We start from the raw sequence: 19,522 nt of genomic DNA on the forward strand, positions 1-19,522 counted from the left end.
ACAGCCGCCTCACTACCCAGGTCAGCAGCCCCAGTACTTCATGGCACCGCCTTCCCAGGCGCCCAAGCGCCCGTGGTACAGGTTGAAGCGCACGTGGTTCATCGGTGTTCCCGTACTCCTGTTCATCCTGATGAATCCTGTAGGCGGCGGGGCAGGCTCGACACCCACCGCCGCGACCCCGCCGGCCGTCGCCGGAACGGCTGTCAAGCAGTCCGCGCCGCCTGAGGTGCTCAACGTCACCGCCGACCAACTGCTCGATGCGCTCGAGGCCAACGCTCTCAAGGCATCCGAGACCTACCTCAACAAGCGCGTGCGCATCGAGGGCAGGCTCAGCAATGTCGACGCATCGGGCAAGTACTTCTCCCTATCCCGGTCGGACGACTCCTTCACGTTCAAGCGCATCAGGCTCTACATCGAACCCGAGCACCGTGAGACGGTGATGCATTTCACCGCGGATCAGACCGTCGCCGCCACCGGCACCATCTCCGACGTGGACGACTCCTTCGGCTACACCATCCAGGTCGAGTCGATCGGCTAGGTGTGCTGACCGGCGGGCGTAGTGGAGGACGATGACGACACCCCCTGATCGGTGAACGCGAGGAAGGATGTCCGCGGTTCAGCGGGACACGGGGCAGGGCCGTTCGATCGGTTGGTCGTCCGTGTCCCACGCTCACGCGATTGGTAGCGTGTCGCCGGTGTCTGCCACGATCCACACTCCCCCTGCCGCCAATGATGCCCGGGCCGTGCTCACGGGCTGGAGGTCACCCGCCACCTCGCAGGAGTCGCTGCGGCAGGCGTACCTGGCGTTCCTGGACGCCCGCCCCGACGCCACGCTGCGCACGTGCGCGCCGGGGCACCTCACCGCGTCCGCCGTGGTGTTCAGCCACGACCTGTCCCAGGTGGCGCTGGTGCTGCACGGCATCGTCGGGGCGTGGATCCAGCCGGGTGGGCACATCGAACCCGACGACGCGACGCTGGCCGACGCCGCCCGCCGCGAGGTGCGGGAGGAACTCGGCCTCGACGTCGAGCCGGTCGGGCCGGTGATGCTGGACGTCCACCCCATCACCTGCCGCGGCTACACCGCCCAGACCCGCCACCTGGACGTCCGGTTCGCGGCGCGCGCCCGGCCGGGTGCGGCGCTGGTGTGCTCGTCCGAGTCGAACGACGTGGCCTGGTGGCCGGTCGACGCGCTCCCCGAGGGCACGTTCGACGAGGTCCGTGAGTTGATCGCCCTGGGGCACGCCCGGCTGCGCGGCTGACACCTCCCCGGCGGGCTCGGGTGGTCGGCGTGCCGCCCGCGCGGCCTATACTGGTGCGCGATTCCCAACCTCTCTTCAAGGACGGTCCATGCCCGAGTTCGTGTTCAACATGCACAACGTGCGCAAGACGCTGGGTGAGAAGCTCATCCTCGACAACGTCACGCTGTCCTTCTACGAGGGCGCGAAGATCGGCGTCGTCGGCCCGAACGGCGCGGGCAAGTCCACCATGCTCAAGATCATGGCCGGGCTGGAGAAGCCCAACAACGGCGAGGCGATGCTCGGCAAGGGCAAGACCGTCGGCATCCTGCAGCAGGAGCCGCCGCTGACCGAGGACAAGACGGTCATCGAGAACATCGAGGAGGCCGTCGCCGAGACCAAGGGCATGCTCGACCGCTTCAACGCGATCGGCATGGAGATGGCCGAGCCGGACGCCGACTTCGACGCCCTGATGGAGGAGATGGGCACGCTGCAGACCGAGCTGGACCACCGCAATGCGTGGGACCTGGAGAGCCAGCTCGAGCAGGCGATGGACGCGCTGCAGTGCCCGCCCGGCGACACCCCGGTCAACATTCTCTCGGGCGGCGAGCGCCGCCGCGTCGCGCTGTGCAAGCTGCTGCTCGAGGCGCCCGACCTGCTGCTGCTCGACGAGCCGACCAACCACCTGGACGCCGAGAGCGTGAGCTGGCTCGAGGGCCACCTCAAGAACTACGCCGGCGCCGTTCTGGCCGTCACGCACGACCGGTACTTCCTCGACAACGTGGCGCAGTGGATCTGCGAGATCGACCGCGCCAAGCTGCACCCCTACGAGGGCAACTACTCCACCTACCTGGAGACCAAGCGCTCCCGGCTGCAGGTCGAGGGCAAGAAGGACGCCAAGCGCGCCAAGATCCTGGAGCGCGAGCTGGAGTGGGTGCGCGCCAACCCGAAGGCCCGCCAGGCCAAGAACCGCGCCCGACTGGCCCGCTACGAAGAGTTGGCGGCCGAGGCCGAGCGCAACCGCACGCTCGACCTGGCCGAGATCAACATCCCGGCCGGCCCGCGTCTGGGCTCGGATGTGCTGGAGGCCAAGCACCTGGTCAAGGGCTTCGGCGACCGCGTCCTGATCAACGACCTGAGCTTCTCGCTGCCGCGCGCCGGCATCGTCGGCATCATCGGCCCCAACGGCGTCGGCAAGACCACGCTGTTCAAGATGGTCACCGGCTCCGAGCAGCCCGACGGCGGCGAGCTCAACGTCGGCAAGACCGTCTCGTTCAGCTACGTCGACCAGAACCGCTCCGGCATCGACCCCAAGAAGAACGTCTGGGAGGTCGTGTCCGACGGTCTGGACTTCATCAAGGTCGCCAACTTCGAGATGCCCAGCCGCGCCTACGTGGCCTCCTTCGGCTTCAAGGGCCCCGACCAGCAGAAGCTGGCCGGCGTGCTGTCCGGTGGCGAGCGCAACCGCCTCAACCTGGCGCTGACGCTCAAGCAGGGCGGCAACGTGCTGCTGCTCGATGAGCCCACCAACGACCTCGACGTCGAGACCCTGCAGAGCCTCGAAGACGCCCTGCTGGAGTTCCCCGGCTGCGCCGTGGTCATCTCCCACGATCGGTGGTTCCTGGATCGCGTCGCGACCCACATCCTCGCGTGGGAGGGCACCGACGAGAACGAGGCCAACTGGTTCTGGTTCGAGGGCAACTTCGCCGACTACGAGCAGAACAAGGTCGCCCGTCTGGGCGCCGAGGCGGCCCGCCCGCACGCGAGCAAGCACCGCCGCCTCACGCGCGACTGACCCCCGCCGGACACCCCGGTACCGCTGGACCACGGATGGCCCGCCCTCGCGGCGGGCCATCCGTCGTCATGGCGGCACCTCCACCGCGCCGAAGTGGGTGCGTCGGTAGCGCTGGTGCCGTCGGCGCGGCCACGGGCCTCGAACACCCGCCTCGACGGTCGACACCTAGGCGGGCACGGCCTCCGTCTCGGACACCTCCGCGTCGGCGTCCGACTCGCGCTCCTGCGCCTGCGCGGCCGCCTCGTGCCGCTCGAGCGAGGTGATGCGCTCGGCCTCGGCGTCCGACTCCCAGGGATCGCTCGCCTCGGGCCGCGCGGACGCCCGCCGGAACGTGCTGGCTCCCCGGCGCAGGTCGTGGGCGACCCACCCCGCCTCGATGGTGTAGGCCTCCCGCTGGACGCCGGACTCGTCGGTCCACCGATCCAGCCGCAGCCGACCCGCCACGATCACCGCGTCGCCCTTGCGGACGCTGTCGCGGACGTTGGCGGCCAGACGCCGCCAACACGTCACCCGGTACCAGGCGGTGGGCAACTCCACCCACGCCCCGTTGCGCTGCACTGCCGGGGTGCACGCGAGCGTGAACGTCGCCCGCCCCACGTACTCCTCGTGGTCGCGCCAGTCGACCTCGCCACCGACGTTGCCGTTGATCACGATCTCCGCTTCCATCTCCGCGCCTCTCTGCTCGCTGGGTGCCCGCAGGTTAGGCAGGAGCGAGCCCGCCGCGTCAGCGTCGCGGAGACCTGTGGACAACCCCAGCGCGCCGCCGCACGAGGTGGTCACCGGGAGGCCGCCGACGTGGCAGGCCGAACGGGACACCACAGCCGCGTGGCGGTCGGGGCCCCCTCGCCGCGGGCGACGGTGGGGCGTCAGACGGCGCGCTGCACGGCGGTCCGCGCCTCGGCGAGCCGCTCGAGTTCGGCGCGCACCGGGGCCAGCACCTCGGCGTCCACCACCGTGCCGACGGACGCCGTGAGCGCCTGGCGGGCCTGGCGCTGCTTGACGCGGGCGCCCGCCTCCACGAACACGCGGCTCAGCAGGCCCAGCACGATGCCCAGGCCGGCGCCGCCGAGCAGCAGCAGGGTCGGCACGGGCCAGCCCTGCCACGTCACCTGGGGCACCTCCATCGGCACCTGCAGCAGCCCGAGGATCAGGGGCAGCAGCAGCCAGACCCCGCCCACCACCATCGCGACGATCCCCAGCCACTGCAGGATCGTGACCAGGACCCACCAGCCGCGGCCGGCGTCCATGCGCAGGTCCGTCGCCGCGACCGCGCGGTCGAGCCGATCGGCCAGGACGCGCTGGTCGCCCCGCGCGGCCGCCCGGACGCGCTCGGCCCAGCCGCGCGGGATGCCCGCGGTGGCGGTGTCCATGAGGTGCCGCAGCGCCCCGTCGAGCCGGGCCCGCTGCACGGTGTTGGCCTGCGGCAGGGAGGTGCGGCTCACCTCGGTCGGGGCGAGTTCCTTGCGGCGGTCCATCCGCAGCGCGCGCAGGGGGTCGGGTTTGAAGCGCCGCAGCCACGTGACGAGCGGCCAGCCGGTCGCCAGCGTGCCCCGATGCCGCCACGCCTTGAGGACGCCCTCGGTCACCAGCGGCACGCCCGCGGCGTCCGCCACCGAGGCGTACAGCCGGTCGATCTCGCCGCGGCTGAGCTGGGGCACCGCGCCGGTCCCGAGCGCCGCGGACAGGCCGGTGGCGTCGCGGGTAACGTCGGCGGCGAAGCGGCGCGCGGTGATCGCCTTGTCGCGGGCCGCCCGGTCGACCAGTTCGCGAAGCTCGTCCATCCCCTCGCCCGTGAGCGCCGACACCGCCACCAGCGGCGAGTCGGCCAGCCCCTCGGAGTCGAGCAGGCGGCGCAGGTCGGCCAGCGCGGCGCGGCGCTGCTCGGGGCCCAGGCGGTCCGCCTGGTTGAGCGCCACGGCCATCACCGACGCGTGCCCGGCCAGGGGCTTGAGGTAGCCGTCGTGCAGGGCACCGTCGGCGTACTTCTGCGGGTCGACGACCCACACCAGCATGTCGACGAGCTTCACGAGCCGGTCGACGGTCACGCGGTGCGAGGTCTCGGTGGAGTCGTGGTCGGGCAGGTCGAGGAGCACCAGTCCGTCCGGCACGCCGGGCTGGGACGTGATGAGGTGGCGGCGCCCGACCTCGAGCCAGTCCAACAGCGGGCTGGGCAGTTCCGCCCCCAGGCCACGGCCATGGCCTCGCTGGTGGTGGGGCGGGTGACTCCGGGCTTGGCGAACTGCGTGCCCGACAGCGCGTTGAACAGGCTCGACTTGCCCGAGCCCGTCGCGCCGGCCAGCGCGATGACCGTGTGGTCGCCGGCGATCGCGAGCCGCCTACCGGCCCGGTCGATCAGGGCGTCAGCGGGGGCCAGCACCTCCTCGGGGACGCGGCCCCGGCTCAGCTCGACGGCGCGGTCCAGCGCGGTGAGGCGCGCGGCCAGCCCGGGCGCGGGCGGCTTACCGGCCTTCACGGGGCACCTCGACCTGGACGCCCTCGGCGTGCTCCACCGGGTCCAGCACCGCGCCGGTCACCGGAGGCGCCTCCGGCGGCGGCAGCGCGCGGGTCGCGCCGGGGGTGAGCGCGTCCGGTGTGGTCGCACCGGCGAGGGCGGGGTCGCCCTGCGCCTGCGCCGTCACGTCGGCGACGGCCGCCCGGATCGCGGCGGCCTGCTCGGGGTCGACCCCCGTGGCCGCCAGCGCCCGGTCGTAGCGGGACAGTTCACCGGCCAGGAGGCCCTCGATGCGGGCGTCCAACTGCTCCTTGGCCTGCTTGGTGAGGCGGCGCACGGTGTCCTCGCCGAACACGGCCTCCAGCAGCCGCTGCGCCAGCACGGCCGTGCCGCCGGCCACGCCGACCTCGGCGCCGGTGATGCCGCCGGTCTGGCTGAAGACGAGGATCATCAGCGCGACGCCGACGCCGTTGACGCCGAGGGCGAGGTACCGCGCCGTGGACCGCTTCGACGCGCCCACCTCGCTGACCAGGCCGAGCACGTCGCCCTGCCAGTCGCGGATCGACTCCGCGACGTGGGCCGGGAAGTCGGGCGAGGTGCGGCTGAGGTCCTCCCGGGTGCCCGCGAGGATCGCCCGGCCGGCCGGATGCGCCGCCCAGGACGCCTCCGCGCGCTCGGCGGCGGCGTCCCCCTCCTCGCGGACGAACGCCTCCAGCCCGGACTCGACGGCCATCTTCACCTCGTTGACCTGGCGGGGCTCGCCGCGCAGCGTCGCCATCATCCGGTCGCGCAGCCAGCCGATCTTCTGCTCCACGGCCCGCATGAACTCGCCGGTGCCGACGAAGTCCTGCCAGCGGGACAGCACCTCCCCGCGCAGCAGCGAACCGTCGGCGGTCTGGACGGCCACGGTCCGGACGGCTTCGTTGAAGGAGCGGTCCGCGTCGCCGCGGAGCTGCTCCAGGGAGGCGACCTCGGCGTCCACGGCGTCCGCAACGCCGGGGGCGGTGCGCACCAACGAGCCGATCGCCCCGTCCAGGGTCTGCAGGACGACCGCCTGCCGGCTGGCCTGGTCGGCGGCCAGGGTGGCCAGCCACGTGCGGATCGGCGCGACGGCGGAGTCGGGCAGCAGCCCGCGCTCGTCCACGGCCGTCTCGGGGACCGCGAACAGCGGCGAGCGACCCAGACCCCGCTCCACCATCAGCGACCCCAGGTGCGGCGGCACCTCGATCATGGCCGCGGGGGCACGCGGTCGAGCACGACCGCGACGGCGGCGGAGCGCTCCGCCGCGGAGCGGAGGTAGTCCCACGGCACGGCGTCGGCGTAGCGGGCCGCCGACGTGACGAACAGCCACAGGTCGGCCGCGGCGAGCAACTGCGCGGCCAGGGCGCGGTTCTCCTGGACGACCGAGTCCACGTCGGGGGCGTCCAGCAGCGCCAGCCCGCGCGGCAGGGAGGAGTCGGGCACGAGTTGCAGGGTGCCGGTGTCGTTGGCTTGGTCGCGGCTGCGGGCCAGCCCCGGCAGGATCCGGTCGGACTCGAAGTACTCCAGGTCGTCGGGGTGGTGCACCAGGACGGGGCTGCGCGTCGTGGGCCGGATGACGCCGGGTCGGGACACCACCCGTCCGATCAGCGAGTTCACCAGCGTCGACTTGCCCGCGCCGGTGGATCCCCCGATGACGGCCAGCAGTGGGGCGTCGAGCGTCGCCAGCCGGGGAAGGACGTAGTCGTCGAGTTGGGTGACCATGGCGCGCGCCCGGTCGGTCGCGGCCTGGGAGGCGGGGAGCGCCAACGGGAGCCGCACGGCGGCCAGCGCCGCCCGGAGTCGCGTCAGGGCCTCGGTCAGCGCGGCAGTGCTCATGGACTCCTACCCTCTCGGTGGCCCCCAGCGGGGGTCAACCGGTGAATACCCCGGGGAGCCTACCTGTCCGGGCAGGAACGACGCGGGGATTTGCCCCGATCCCGGCGGGCCCCAGGGGCCGACGGCCTCGGCCCGCCGCTTGCGGCGGCGGAACCACGCCGGCAGCTTGGGCAGTTGCACCTTCTGCGTCGCCGGGTCGGTGATCGCGATCGGGGCCAGGTCGCGCGCCCGATCCAGCAGGGCGCGGGCGCGCACGTCGCCCCCGTCGTCGACCGTGCCCAGCAGCTGGGCGTCGCGGAGGTAGGCGAGCTCGCTCATCGTGCGCTGGATCCGCAGGGTCGCCACCATGGCGCGCCACCCGTAGGTGATCGAGATGAAGAAGCTGGCCCAGCGCGTCCGCTGGCGGGCGAACAGCGGCACGACGGACGCCGGGAGCCACCCCATCGAGACGTAGTCGTCCAGGCGGTCGCGCAGGAGTCTCCCCTGCGCCAGCACGGTCCTGACGAGGTGGATCGCGATGCTGAGCGCGATGACCCAGCCGATGATCGCCATCAGCGTGTCGTCCATGCCGACGCTGGCGAAGAAGTTGAACATCATGTGGCCCAGGGACGCGGCCAGGTAGCCACCCAGCGGGGCCAGGATGCGGACGATCTTGCTCTGCGCGCGCAGGCCGATGATGAACCCCAGGGCGAGCAGGGTGGTGAACAGGGGATGCCCGAACGCGGTCTTGACGCCGCGCAGGAAGACGATCTGGTGGAGGGCGTCCTCGGGGTTGCCCGTGCCGATGGTGACCGAGGAGTACACGATCGCGCGGCTGTAGTAGAGGATGTTCTCGGTGAACGCGAAGCCCGCGGCGGACAGCCCGGCGAGCGTGACGGCCTGCAGCTTGGACACCACCCGGTACCGCAGCGCGATGGCGATGGCGAACAGGACGGTCGCCTTGGTGGCCTCCTCCACGAAGGGGCCACGAACACCGCCGCACGCGCGCCGGTGGCGGGGTCGTTGGGGCCGACGATCGCCATCTGCTGGCCGGCCCACGTGTTCAGGAACATGGACGCCGCGGTCGACACCGCCGCCCCCCAGCCCAGCGCGAGGTACCACAGGCCGAGCCGCATCGGGCGGAAGCGGTCCAGCGCCACGAACAGCACCACCCACACGGCCAGCGTCGGCACCGCGAGCGTCGCCGATCGCTTGATCGCGCTCAGGTTGAGCCCCGGGACCTCGCCGCCGCCCTCGGTCGGGGTGGGCTGAACCGAGATGTGGTACATCCAGTACAGGCAGCCCGCGTAGACCAGCGTGGCGCCGAGGATCAGCCACAACCAGGGGTTGCGCAGCAGCCGCACGGCCCAGTGCCGCGGCGCCTCGGCGGCGTCCACCGGAAGGCCGTTGGCGCGCAGCGCGCGCACCTCGAGCGTGTCCGACGTCATGGGCCCAAGGGTAGCGGCGCCGCCAACCGGGGCGTCCGGGCCGTCCGTGGGCGCCGGTTCAGCGCCCGGCGCGCCTCCTGCTCACCCGGACCGTGCGCCGCGGGTCCAACGGCGTCCACCCCTGGCGGGGGTCTTGACCCGCCCGACGCGCCGTGTTTACCCTGGCGGAACGCAGTTCCTATGGGCGGAACAAAGGAGATCCCCGATGGCTGCAGCCACAACACCGGACCACGACGACCCGGCCATCGCGCTGGCCGATCGGGTCCTGCAACTGACCGAGGACCGGGAGCTCGACGGGGCGGTCCGGTACTACGCCCCCGGGGCGGTGCTGGAGTTCCCCGGCGGCGTCCGCTACGGCTCGGTCCACGACCTGGCCGACGGCGCGCGCGGCCGCTACCGGTTCGTCCGGAAGGTCAGGCAGGACTTCGTCGTCGCCACCCGGGGGCAGAACAGGTGGTGACCTGCATGGGGACTCTCTACGGAGAGGACCTCGCCGGGAACGCGTTCGAGGACATCCGGTTCATCGACGTGTTCCGCATCAACGACGGCCTGATCACGCATCAGCTCGTCTGGAACGACCTCGCCGCGCTGGGCATCGTGCCCGCCACCCCTCGGCACCCGGGTGATCGGAAGGACCCATCATGAAACGACTCGCCTCGGCGGCCGCGGCCGCGCTGGCCCTCACACTCTCGCTCGCCGCCTGCACCGCCGGCCCGGCCGCCCCCGCCCCCGCGCCGACCACGGCCCCGGGCGCCACCACGGCCGCGCCGCCCAAGGCGGCGGAGGTCACCTGGGTCGCGCCCAGCGCGGTCTTCCTGCCCAAAGAGGAGGTCGCCGCCTACGCGGTCGCCGTCGAGATGGGCTACTACAAGGAAGAGAACCTCACGGTGAAGGCGATCAACGCCGACGGCTCGGTCGCCGCCGTGCAGGCCGTCGGCGCCGGCTCCGGCTCGGTCACCCCCTCCGATCTCGGCGCCGGACTCTCCGGCGTGGCCAAGGGCGCCCCGGTCAAGGTGATCGGCGGGCTCGTCACCACCTGGCCGTGGAGCATCGCCGTCCCCGAGGGCTCCCCCATCACCGATGCCAAGGGCCTGGCCGGCAAGAAGATCGGCGTGATCTCCCTGGCCTCGGGCAGCGCGCCGTTCGCGCGCGCCTTCCTGCAGGCCGGCGGCGTGGACCCCAACCAGGTGCAGCTCCTGCCGGTCGGCCTCGGCTCGCAGGCCGCCACCGCGCTCACCAGCGGCGCCGTGGACGCCCTCGCGCTGTTCAACCAGGCCTACAGCACCCTGGAGTCCAGCGGCATCGAGCTCTCCTACCTGAAGAACCCGGCCGACTTCGACGGCATCCGCTCCCTCAGCTTCACGGCGAACGCCGGTCAGCTCGACGCGGATCCCAGCGTCTTCGAGCGCTTCCTGCGCGCGACCTACAAGGGCATGACCTTCTCGGCCAAGCACCCGGACAAGGCGCTGGAGATGGGCTACAAGGTGTTCCCGCAGATCCTGGGCGGCAAGGACAAGGCCAGCCGGTTCGACGCCGACCTCGCCAGCCTCAAGGCCTGGCTCGCGGACGCCACCCCGCCCGAGTCCGAGCTGCTGACCTACCAGTGGGGCGACATCCCCTCCGGTGACTGGGACGTGACGCAGCAGTACGCGATCGACGCCGGCCAGATCCCCGGCAAGGTCGACCTGGCGAAGATCTGGTACCCCTCGCTGCTCAAGGGCGCCAACGACTTCGACCGCAAGGCCGTCCTCGCCCAGGCCGACGCCTACAAGCCCTGATCCCGCTCACCGCAAAGGACCCACGATGACCGAACAGCCGACCGGAGCGGGCGCCGCGGCGTCCGACGCCGGCCCGTGCATCGCCGTGCAGGACCTCGACAAGGTCTACCGCACGCGCACCGGGGACGAGACGCAGGCGCTCAGCGACATCTCGCTCGACGTCCGCTACGGCGAGTTCGTGTCCATCGTGGGTCCGTCGGGGTGCGGCAAGACCACGCTGCTCAAGATCCTGGCCGGTCTGATCCCGCGGTCCTCGGGGACCGCGGTCATCGCCGGCCAGGAACTGCGCGGCCCGCTGCCCCAGGTGGGCATGGTGTTCCAGTCGGCGACGCTGCTGCCGTGGCGCACCATCTTCGGCAACGTCATGGTGCCCATCGAGATCCAGGGCCGCGAGCGGCGCCACTACGAGCAACGCGCCCGCGACCTGCTGCAGCTCGTGGGGCTGGACGGGTTCGAGGACAAGTACCCGCACGAACTCAGCGGTGGGATGCAGCAGCGTGCCGGCATCTGCCGGGCGCTGGTGCATGAGCCCAGCGTCATCCTCATGGACGAGCCCTTCGGCGCCCTGGACGCCATGACCCGCGAGTACATGAACATGGAACTGCTGCGGATCTGGGCCGAGTCGGGCTCGACCATCGTGCTCGTCACCCACTCGATCCCCGAGGCCGTCCTGCTGTCGGACCGCGTCGTGGTGATGACGCCGCGCCCGGGGAAGATCGCCGAGATCATCGACATCGACCTGCCGCGCCCCCGCTCGCTGTCGATGATGGCCACCAACGAGGCGGGCGTCTTCGTCGAACGGATCCGCGGCCACTTCAACGCCAGCGTCATCGACTGAGGCGTGCCATGCCCCGCACCCGACTCCAGCCGACCGACTCCCCGAAAGGAGACCCCATGGTCCTCGACACCCCGCGACGACGCGCCACCGCGCTCTCGACGCGGCCCGAGCTCGCCCTCATCCCGCTGACCTTCATCGTCGCGACGGGCCTGTGGGAGCTGATCGTCCGGGTGTTCGGCGTCCCCGCCTTCATCCTGCCGCCGCCCAGCGCGATCCTCGAGGCGCTGATCATGCAGCTGCAGCAGCCGATCTTCTGGCGGCACCTGGCCGTCACGACGCAGGAGACCCTGATCGGCTTCCTGATCGGCGTGGCCGTCGCGCTGGTGCTCGGCACGGCCATCTCGCAGCTGCGGCTGCTGGAGAAGACGATCATGCCCTTCGTGGTCGCCTTCCAGACCATCCCCAAGGTGGCGCTGGCCCCGCTGTTCGTCGTCTGGTTCGGGTTCGGCATGACGTCGAAGATCGTGATGGCGGCCGTGATCTCCTTCTTCCCGATGCTCGTCAACGTCATCGAGGGCCTCCGGTCGGCCGACCCCGCCCAGGTGGAGATGCTGCGCTCGTTCGGCGCCAAGCGCGGCCAGATCTTCCGGATGGTGCGCGTCCCCAACGCGATGCCGTTCTTCATGGCCGGCCTCGACATCGGCATCGTCTTCGCGATCCTCGGCGCGGTCGTCGGCGAGTTCATCGGCGCCCAGGAGGGCCTGGGCTACCTGCTGCTGCAGACCAACTACAACTTCGACATCGCCGGCATGTTCGCCGTCCTCATCGTCCTGTCCGCCATGGGGATCATCGCCCACGCCCTGCTCTCGTTCGTGCGCCGGAAGTTGGCATTCTGGGGCCCCCAGGAACAGGTGATTGGAGCATGACGGTGACCCTCGACCCGACGACCCACCCCGACACCGCGCCCACCCCGGGCGCCGAGACCCCCGACCGGGCCCGGACGCCCCGGCGAGCACCACGCGCGCCCTCCCCACCAGTGGGCTCGGCCGAGCGCTCCTGGTGCTGGACCACATGGCCGACAACGCGCCGAACGCCCAGGGCGTCTCCGCGGTCGCGCGGACCGTGGGGCTGCCCAAGACCGTGGTGCACCGCATCCTGAAGGAGCTCACCGCCAGCGGCTACCTCGACTTCGACCCGTCCGACCGGCAGTACACGCTCGGCCACCGCGCGCTCCAACTCGGGATGGCCACGCTCCGCAGCCGCGACGTCCCCGGGATCGCGCTGCCGTTCCTGCAGCGCCTCGTCGGCACCACGCGCGAGACGGCGACGCTGTCGGTGCGCCGGCACTGCGAGCGCACCTACATCCGGCAGGTGCTGTCCCCGCAGGAGGTGCGGATGTCGGTCACCCTCGGCGTCCCCTACCCGCTGCACGCCGGCTCCTCGTCGAAGGCCATCCTGGCCGCCCTGCCTCCGCACGAGGCCGACGCCTGCCTGTCCGGGGACCTGACGGCGCTCACCCCGAGCACCCTGGTGGACGCCGCGGCCCTGCGCCGCGACCTGGAGATCATCCGCGAGCGGGGCTGGGCCGAGTCGCTGGGCGAGCGGCAGGCGGACGCGGGCAGCGTCGCGGCGCCCCTGCGCACCGTGGACGGGGCCGTCTTCGGCTCCATCTCGCTGTGCGGCCCCGTCAGCCGGTTCACCGCCGCGCACACCGCCGAGCTCGGACCGCTGGTCCACGAGGCGGCCCACCAGATCTCGCAGGCGCTGGGCTACCTCGGCGACCTGTTCGGCCACGACTCCCCCGGAGCATCCTGAGCATGGCCGCCGACGGGCCCCTGACCGGCTTCCGCGTCCTCGACCTCGCCACGATCCTGGCGGGGCCGCTGTGCTGCCAGATCCTCGGCGACTACGGCGCCGACGTGGTCAAGATCGAGCATCCGCGCCGCGGCGACGCGATGCGCGGCCACGGGGAGCAGAAGGACGGCCACCCGCTGTGGTGGAAGGAGATCTCCCGCAACAAGCGGACCGTCGGGCTCGACATCTCCGTGGCGGAGGGCCGGGAGGTGCTGCTGGCCCTGGCCGCGGACGCCGACGTGCTGGTCGAGAGCTTCCGGCCCGGGACGCTGGAGCGCTGGGGGCTGGGCCCTGAGGTCCTGCTCGACGTCAACCCCGACCTGGTGATCGTCCGCATCTCGGGCTTCGGCCAGGCGGGACCCTACGCGGGCCGCGCCGGCTTCGGAACGCTCGCCGAGGCGATGAGCGGGTTCGCCCACCTGACCGGCGAGGCCGACGGCCCCCCGACGCTGCCGGCGTTCGGGCTGGCGGACTCGATCTGCGGGATCGCGGCGTCCTCCGCGGCGGTGATGGCCCTGCTGGCCCGCCAGCGCGGCACCGCCCGGGGCCAGGTCGTCGACCTGTCGCTGCTCGAGCCGATCCTCACCGCGGTCGGCCCGGGCCCCACCGTCTACGACCAGTTGGGCGTCGAGGGGCGCCGGCACGGCAACCGGTCGCACAACAACGCCCCCCGCAACACCTACGAGACCGCCGACGGCGCGTGGGTGGCCGTGTCGACCAGCGCCCAGAGCATCGCCGAACGCGTCATGACGCTGGTCGGCCGCCCCGACGTCGTGGCCGAGCCCTGGTTCGCCACCGGGCGCGGGCGGGTCGAGCACGGCGACGAACTGGACGCCGCGGTCGCCGGCTGGATCGCCGCGCGCCCGCTGGACGAGGTGCTGGCCGCCTTCGCCGACACCGGCGCGGCCATCGCCCCCGTGTACTCGGCGTCCGGGATCCTCGCCGACCCGCAGGTCCGGGCACTGGAGATGGTCACGCGCGTGCCCGACGCCGACCTGGGGCCGCTCGCGATGCACAACGTGATGTGGCGGATGTCGGAGACGCCGGGCGCGATCCGGTTCACCGGCCGGGACCTGGGCGCCGACACCGACGCGGTGCTCGCCGAACTGGGCTACGCGACCGACCGGGTCGCCGCCCTCAAGGAGCAGGGGGTGGTCGCATGACCTCGTTGTTCGACATCGTGGCCGGCGGCGTCGAGGTCGTCGACCTCGGACGCCCCTACCGGATCGGCATGCCGCAGTCCCCCAACCATCCGCCCTACTGGCACGCGCTGCCGCGGCGGCACGGCGACATGGTGCGCGCCGACGGCGGCTCGGCGGCCAACGACATGATCGTGCTGGGCACCCACGTGGGCACCCACGTGGACGCGCTGGCGCACGTCTCGCACGACGGGCTGCTCCACGGCGGGCTCGACGCCACCGAGGAGTGCGTCGGCGGCCGCTTCATGACGCTCGGCGCCCACACCATCCCACCGATGGTCACGACCGGCATCCTGCTGGACGTCGCCGCCGCGCTGGGCGCGCCCGACGGGCTGCCCGCCGGCTACGAGATCACCCCCGAGGACCTGGACGCGACCGCCCGCGCCCAGGGCGTCGACCCGGGCACCGCGCGGGTGCTGCTGGTCCGCAGCGGCTGGGGGCGGCATTTCGACGACGCCGACCCGGCCACCTACGTGGGGCGCGACTCCGGCGTCCCCGGCGTCGGGGAGGCGGGCGCCCGGTGGCTCGCGGCGCACGCCCCGCTCGCCGTCGGCGCGGACACGATCGCGTTCGAGCGGCTCGCGCCCGGGGCCGGGCACGGGCTGCTGCCCGCGCACCGCGTCCTGCTGGTCGAGCACGGCGTCTACCTGATGGAGGCCCTCGACCTGGAGGAGCTGGCGGCGCGGGGCGTGCACCGGTTCGTGTTCGCGTTCGCCCCGCTCAACCTGGTGGGCGCCACCGGCGCCCCCGTGCGCCCGCTGGCGGTGCTCGAGCCGTGACCACCGACACGCTGAGCCGACGCCTGGCCGACTTCGCCGTGGCGGCGTACACCGAAGGGATCCCCCAGGACGTCGCCCGGAGCACCCGCGAGCGCGTCCTGGACGTCGTGGGGCTGTGCCTGGCCGCCACGACGCTCGACACGTCGCGGCAGGCGCACGGGTTCGCGGTGGCGCAGCACACGTCGGGGCCCTGCACCGCGGTCGGCCTGGGAACCGGCCTCGCCGCCCCGCAGGCGGCCTTCGTCAACGGCGTCCTGGCGCACTCGCTCGACTTCGACGACACGCACCTGCCCTCGGTGCTGCACCCCAGCCCCTCGGTGGTCCCGGCGGCGCTGGCCGCCGCCCAGGCGCACGGCCGCAGCGGCGAACAGGCCGTCCGCGCGGCCGCGGTCGGGATCGAGGTCGTGGTGCGCACCGGGATGGCCGGCTACGACCGCGAACTCGGGAACTCGATCTTCTTCGAACACGGGCAGCACGCCACCTCGATCTGCGGGACGCTGGGCGCCGCCGTCGCCGCCGCGCTGCTGGCCGGCGCGGACGCCGACGGCGTCGCGGACGCGCTCGGGCTGGCCGCTTCGATGGCCGGCGGGGTCATCGAGGCCAACCGGACCGGCGGCACCGTCAAGCGACTGCACTGCGGGTGGGCCGCCCAGGCGGGCGTGTCGGCCGCCGAGCTCGCCCGCCACGGGTTCACGGGTCCGCCGACCGTCCTGGAGGGCCGGTTCGGGTTCTTCGAGGCCTTCCTGCACGGCCCCGGCCACCTCGAGGAGGTCACCGACGGGCTGGGCACCGAATGGGCCGTCCCGGGCATCTTCTTCAAGCCCTACCCCAGCAACCACTTCACCCACGCCCTCATCGACGCCGGCCTCGCGTTCCGCGCGCAGGGGATCACCCCCGACGACGTGGCCCACGTGCGGCTGGGCGTCCCCGCCGCGGTGATCCGCACCATCGGCCAACCCCTGGACGCCAAACGCGCCCCCGCCACCGGCTACCAGGCGCAGTTCTCCGGACCGTACGCGTTCGCCGCCGGGCTGTTCGGCGGCGGCGGGCTGGGGGTGGCGCGCGAGGACTTCTCCGACGCGCTGGCCGCCGACCCCGCGCGCCGCGCGCTCATGGCCCGCACCGACGTCGAGCCGGACGCCGCGTGCGACGCGATCTTCCCCCACCAGTTCCCCGCCCGCGTCACCGTGACGCTGGCCGACGGCGCCACCCGCAGCGTCTTCGTCGAGGCCAACCGGGGCGGGCCGCAGCGACCCCTGAGCGCCGACGAACTGCTCGAGAAGTTCCTCGGCAACGCCGCCGCGGTCCTCGACGCGCCCGCGGCCCGGACGCTGGGCGAGCGCTGCCTGGCCCTGGACACCGAAGCATCCCTCGACGCCGTGTTGGCGTCGACCCTGACCGGCACCACGCATCCTGGAGGCTCCTGATGACCGAGCACGACCTGCTCCTGACCAACGTCCGCGCGCTGCTGCCCGGGGCCGCGGACCCGGTCCCGACGACCGTCGCCGTCCGCGACGGCCGCATCAGTGCGATCGGGGTGCCCGCGGACGAGCCGGCCGCGTCCACGATCGACCTCGGCGGCCGGCTGCTGTTCCCCGGCGTGGTCGACGCCCACCAGCACTGGGGGATCTACAACCCGCTCGAGGCCGACGCCGACTCCGAGAGCCGGGCGTGCCTGCAGGGCGGTGTGACGACGGCGGTGAGCTACATGCGGACCGGGCAGTACTACCTCAACCGCGGCGGCTCCTACCTGGACTTCTTCCCCAGCGTCCTGAAGGCGTGCGAGGGGCGGGCGCACTGCGACTACGCGTTCCACCTCGCGCCCATGAGCCGGCAGCACATCGACGAGATCCCCGAACTGATCGAGCGGTTCGGCGTCACGTCGTTCAAGATCTTCATGTTCTACGGCAGCCACGGCCTGCACGGCCGTTCCTCGAGCCAGTCGGACTTCCTCATGATCCCCGACGACGAGCGCTACGACCTCGCGCACTTCGAGTTCGTCATGCGCGGCGTCCAGGAGGCGCGCCGGGCGCGTCCGGACCTGGCCGACGCGATCAGCCTGTCCCTGCACTGCGAGACCGCCGAGATCATGACGGCCTACACCAAGATCGTGGAGGGCGACCCGACCCGGACCGGGCTCCCCGCCTACTCCGACTCACGGCCCCCGCACTCGGAGGGGCTCGCGGTGACGATCGCGTCCTACCTGGCGCACGAGACCGAACTGCCCACCATCAACCTGCTGCACCTCACCTCCCGCAAGGCCATGGACGCCGCCCTGCGGATGCGCACCACCTTCGACGAGGTGGCGTTCCGCCGCGAGGTGACGATCGCCCACCTGATGGCGTCGTGCGACACCGCGACGGGCGTGGCCGGCAAGGTCAACCCGCCGCTGCGTCCGGCGGACGACGTCGAGGCGCTCTGGGAGGCCGTGCTGGCCGGGGACGTCGACTGGGTGTGCAGCGACCACGCGTGCTGCCGCGACGAGATGAAGTTCGGCGACCCCCGCGACGACGTGTTCCTCGCGAAGTCGGGCTTCGGGGGCACCGAGTACCTGCTGCCGGCCCTCGTCAGCGAGGGCGTCCGGCGCGGCCTGCCGCTGGGGCGCGTCGCCGAACTGACCGCCACGAACCCGGCGGCCCGGTTCGGCCTGGTGACCAAGGGCGCCATCGAGGTCGGGCGCGATGCCGACTTCGCGGTGGTCGACGACGCCAGCCCGTGGACGATCCGCGCCGAGGACTCCTTCTCCAGCCAGGAGTACAGCCCCCTGGAGGGGTGCACCTCACCGCGAAGGTGACCGACACGTTCCTGCGCGGCCGCCGCGTCCTGGCCGACGGCGCCGTGCAGGACGCCCCGCAGGGCCGCTACCTGCGGCGTCCGACCGCGGTGGCCGCCGACTGAGGAGGTCGCCGGGGGCCGGGCGCGTCGCCCCGCCCCCGGTCGCGTCAGCGCAGCGCGGCCTTCACCTCGTCGATGAGCCCCCGGGCCGCGTCCGCCGGGGCCTTGGACTTGAACAGCACGTCCTGGGTGTAGCGCGGGAAGGCCGTCTGAAGAGCCGAGGCACCCTGGGGCGGCACCGGGAAGGGGGTCATCTCCTTGGCCGCCCGCTCGGCGTAGCGGACCGAGGCCTGGTCGGTGGCGCTCAGGTGCGGCATCACCGCGTCCAGCACGGCGGCGCTCGCCGGGATGCCGCGGTCGATCAGCAGGATCTCGCCCACCTCGGGCGAGTTGATTAGGTAGTCAGCGAGCCGCGCCGCCTCCTCCCCGTTCCGGCTGGTCGCCGACACCGAGATGTGCATGGACGGCTTGGCGTACACGCCCTTCGTCGAGGTCTGCGCCTCCCCCGGCATGCGCAGCAGCTTCAGCGGCGAACCCGCGGCCTTCTCCGCCAGCCCGATCGTGCTGGCCCAGCCGAAGGACAGCGCCGTCCGGCCGGTGACCAGCGGGCTCTGTTCCATCGGCTGCGCCTGCGCCTCGACCGACTGCTGGGCGTTGAGCGACGCCCCCGTGTCCATCAGCCGGAGCACGTAGCCCCACCAGTCGGTGAGCGTCTCGGGGGTGAAGCCCAGGCCGCCCTCGCCCCAGATGTTCTGGCCGCGCTGGCGGCAGAAGACGGTGAAGGTCTGCTCGTCGAGGCTCAGCTGCGAGGTGCCGTGCACCTGCTGGCCGGTGGTGCCCGAGATCTGTGCGGTGAGCTCGGAGAAGTCGTCCCACGACCAGGACTCGTCGTCGGGGAGCGGCACCCCCACCTGCTCGAAGACCTTCGTGTTCGCCCAGATCCCCGGCGCCTGCAGGCCCACGGGGATCCCCACGACCTTGTCCTTGACGGTGCTCGCCGCCAGGACGGGCGCGGCGAACTGGGTGAGATCGATGATCGAGGAGTAGGTGGACAGGTCGGCCAGCGTCCCGCGGCTGCCGTACTCGATGATGTACGGATCCACCTGCTGGATGACGTCGGGGATCGCCTTGCCGGCCGTCTGGGTGGCGAGCCGATCCCAGTAGCCCGCCCAGTCGGTCGGCTCGGCCGTCACGGCCACGTTCGGGTGCTTGGTCTTGTACGCGTCCAGCGCCTGCCGGTACAGCTTGTGGCGCGAGTCGTTGCCCCACCAGCTGAAGCGCAGTTCGGTCGGTCCCGAACCGGTCGCGCCCCCGGTCGCGGCCGGCCCCGGGGCCGAGCATCCGGCCAGCCCCCACGCACCCATCGCACCGGCCGCCATCAGCAGTCCCCTGCGCGAAATCGTCATTGACTCCTCCTAGTGATCGATCACGTTAGCGCTAACATTCTGGACTGTAGTGAGCGTGGTCCGGCGGGGACAAGGGGTTGCCAGGTCGGAGCGCACCGCGATCGGGGCGGGCGCCGGGTGGAGGTGC

Annotated in this window: 21 protein-coding genes; 14 read left to right on the top strand and 7 right to left on the bottom strand. The window is 72.4% G+C overall.

Annotation, left to right across the window (positions count from 1 at the left end; translation table 11 throughout):
- The first annotated feature begins 40 nt into the window (after positions 1-40).
- The 3 genes from G7070_RS01445 (at position 41) to ettA (ending at position 3,030) form a co-directional block, all read left to right on the top strand.
- Entirely contained in the window at positions 41-538 is a 498-nt protein-coding gene (locus tag G7070_RS01445) for an OB-fold protein (RefSeq protein WP_166231393.1), read from the top strand.
- Positions 539-695: 157 nt separating this feature from the next.
- Complete coding sequence (locus G7070_RS01450; RefSeq protein ID WP_246227211.1) at positions 696-1,259, top strand: NUDIX hydrolase; 564 nt, start codon at positions 696-698, stop codon at positions 1,257-1,259.
- 88 nt (positions 1,260-1,347) lie between these two features.
- Positions 1,348-3,030: an energy-dependent translational throttle protein EttA gene (gene ettA / locus G7070_RS01455; RefSeq protein WP_166231397.1), complete on the top strand. Its 1,683-nt coding sequence runs from the start codon at positions 1,348-1,350 to the stop codon at positions 3,028-3,030.
- A gap of 165 nt (positions 3,031-3,195) precedes the next feature.
- On the opposite strand, the gene G7070_RS01460 is transcribed toward ettA, so the two are convergent.
- From G7070_RS01460 to G7070_RS01475, 6 genes are all read right to left on the bottom strand, one after another.
- Positions 3,196-3,696 (bottom strand): single-stranded DNA-binding protein, encoded by a 501-nt coding sequence (locus G7070_RS01460; RefSeq protein ID WP_166231400.1) that lies wholly within the window; start codon positions 3,694-3,696, stop codon positions 3,196-3,198.
- A 200-nt stretch (positions 3,697-3,896) separates the two neighbouring features.
- Positions 3,897-5,138 carry a P-loop NTPase family protein gene (locus tag G7070_RS01465; protein ID WP_246227212.1) on the bottom strand — a complete coding sequence of 414 codons (1,242 nt, stop codon included), beginning with the start codon at positions 5,136-5,138 and terminating at the stop codon, positions 3,897-3,899.
- On the bottom strand, positions 5,072-5,503 hold the full coding sequence (locus tag G7070_RS18190) for a GTPase (RefSeq protein ID WP_246227213.1): 432 nt from the start codon (positions 5,501-5,503) through the stop codon (positions 5,072-5,074). Before G7070_RS18190 ends, G7070_RS01465 begins: the two co-directional genes overlap by 67 nt.
- Positions 5,490-6,713 (bottom strand): hypothetical protein, encoded by a 1,224-nt coding sequence (locus G7070_RS01470; RefSeq protein ID WP_206079883.1) that lies wholly within the window; start codon positions 6,711-6,713, stop codon positions 5,490-5,492. Before G7070_RS01470 ends, G7070_RS18190 begins: the two co-directional genes overlap by 14 nt.
- A complete protein-coding gene (locus G7070_RS17475) occupies positions 6,710-7,339 on the bottom strand; it encodes a GTPase (protein ID WP_206079884.1) in 630 nt (209 codons plus the stop codon). The genes G7070_RS01470 and G7070_RS17475 overlap by 4 nt, the downstream gene beginning before the upstream one ends.
- A gap of 6 nt (positions 7,340-7,345) precedes the next feature.
- A complete protein-coding gene (locus G7070_RS01475; protein WP_431977912.1) occupies positions 7,346-8,656 on the bottom strand; it encodes a PrsW family intramembrane metalloprotease in 1,311 nt (436 codons plus the stop codon).
- 315 nt (positions 8,657-8,971) lie between these two features.
- Between G7070_RS01475 and G7070_RS17480 the strand changes: the two genes are divergently transcribed.
- From G7070_RS17480 to G7070_RS19375, 11 genes are read left to right on the top strand one after another with little or no spacing between them, the layout of a single operon-like run.
- Positions 8,972-9,226: a hypothetical protein gene (locus G7070_RS17480; protein WP_206079885.1), complete on the top strand. Its 255-nt coding sequence runs from the start codon at positions 8,972-8,974 to the stop codon at positions 9,224-9,226.
- 5 nt (positions 9,227-9,231) lie between these two features.
- Positions 9,232-9,411 carry a hypothetical protein gene (locus G7070_RS17485; RefSeq protein WP_206079886.1) on the top strand — a complete coding sequence of 60 codons (180 nt, stop codon included), beginning with the start codon at positions 9,232-9,234 and terminating at the stop codon, positions 9,409-9,411.
- Positions 9,408-10,544: an ABC transporter substrate-binding protein gene (locus G7070_RS01485; protein WP_166231405.1), complete on the top strand. Its 1,137-nt coding sequence runs from the start codon at positions 9,408-9,410 to the stop codon at positions 10,542-10,544. Before G7070_RS17485 ends, G7070_RS01485 begins: the two co-directional genes overlap by 4 nt.
- Before the next feature lie 25 nt (positions 10,545-10,569).
- Positions 10,570-11,382 carry an ABC transporter ATP-binding protein gene (locus G7070_RS01490; RefSeq protein ID WP_166231408.1) on the top strand — a complete coding sequence of 271 codons (813 nt, stop codon included), beginning with the start codon at positions 10,570-10,572 and terminating at the stop codon, positions 11,380-11,382.
- A gap of 56 nt (positions 11,383-11,438) precedes the next feature.
- Positions 11,439-12,248, top strand: a complete 810-nt coding sequence (locus G7070_RS01495) for an ABC transporter permease (protein WP_206079887.1) — start codon at positions 11,439-11,441, stop codon at positions 12,246-12,248.
- On the top strand, positions 12,238-13,137 hold the full coding sequence (locus G7070_RS01500; RefSeq protein WP_431977913.1) for an IclR family transcriptional regulator: 900 nt from the start codon (positions 12,238-12,240) through the stop codon (positions 13,135-13,137). Before G7070_RS01495 ends, G7070_RS01500 begins: the two co-directional genes overlap by 11 nt.
- Before the next feature lie 2 nt (positions 13,138-13,139).
- Positions 13,140-14,339: a CaiB/BaiF CoA transferase family protein gene (locus G7070_RS01505; RefSeq protein ID WP_166231436.1), complete on the top strand. Its 1,200-nt coding sequence runs from the start codon at positions 13,140-13,142 to the stop codon at positions 14,337-14,339.
- Positions 14,336-15,154: a cyclase family protein gene (locus G7070_RS01510; RefSeq protein ID WP_166231439.1), complete on the top strand. Its 819-nt coding sequence runs from the start codon at positions 14,336-14,338 to the stop codon at positions 15,152-15,154. The genes G7070_RS01505 and G7070_RS01510 overlap by 4 nt, the downstream gene beginning before the upstream one ends.
- The gene (locus tag G7070_RS01515) at positions 15,151-16,581 is read left to right on the top strand and encodes an MmgE/PrpD family protein (protein ID WP_166231442.1); all 1,431 of its coding nucleotides are present in this window, start codon (positions 15,151-15,153) and stop codon (positions 16,579-16,581) included. Before G7070_RS01510 ends, G7070_RS01515 begins: the two co-directional genes overlap by 4 nt.
- Positions 16,581-17,948: a dihydroorotase gene (locus G7070_RS01520; protein WP_246227214.1), complete on the top strand. Its 1,368-nt coding sequence runs from the start codon at positions 16,581-16,583 to the stop codon at positions 17,946-17,948. Before G7070_RS01515 ends, G7070_RS01520 begins: the two co-directional genes overlap by 1 nt.
- Positions 17,927-18,052 (top strand): hypothetical protein, encoded by a 126-nt coding sequence (locus G7070_RS19375; RefSeq protein WP_284690953.1) that lies wholly within the window; start codon positions 17,927-17,929, stop codon positions 18,050-18,052. Before G7070_RS01520 ends, G7070_RS19375 begins: the two co-directional genes overlap by 22 nt.
- Before the next feature lie 44 nt (positions 18,053-18,096).
- Here the strand turns inward: G7070_RS19375 and G7070_RS01525 are convergent, their stop codons facing one another.
- A complete protein-coding gene (locus G7070_RS01525; RefSeq protein ID WP_166231445.1) occupies positions 18,097-19,395 on the bottom strand; it encodes an ABC transporter substrate-binding protein in 1,299 nt (432 codons plus the stop codon).
- Positions 19,396-19,522 lie beyond the last annotated feature (127 nt).

The organism is Propioniciclava coleopterorum, from assembly GCF_011393335.1.
In the GTDB taxonomy this organism is placed as follows: Bacteria; Actinomycetota; Actinomycetes; order Propionibacteriales; family Propionibacteriaceae; genus Propioniciclava; species Propioniciclava coleopterorum.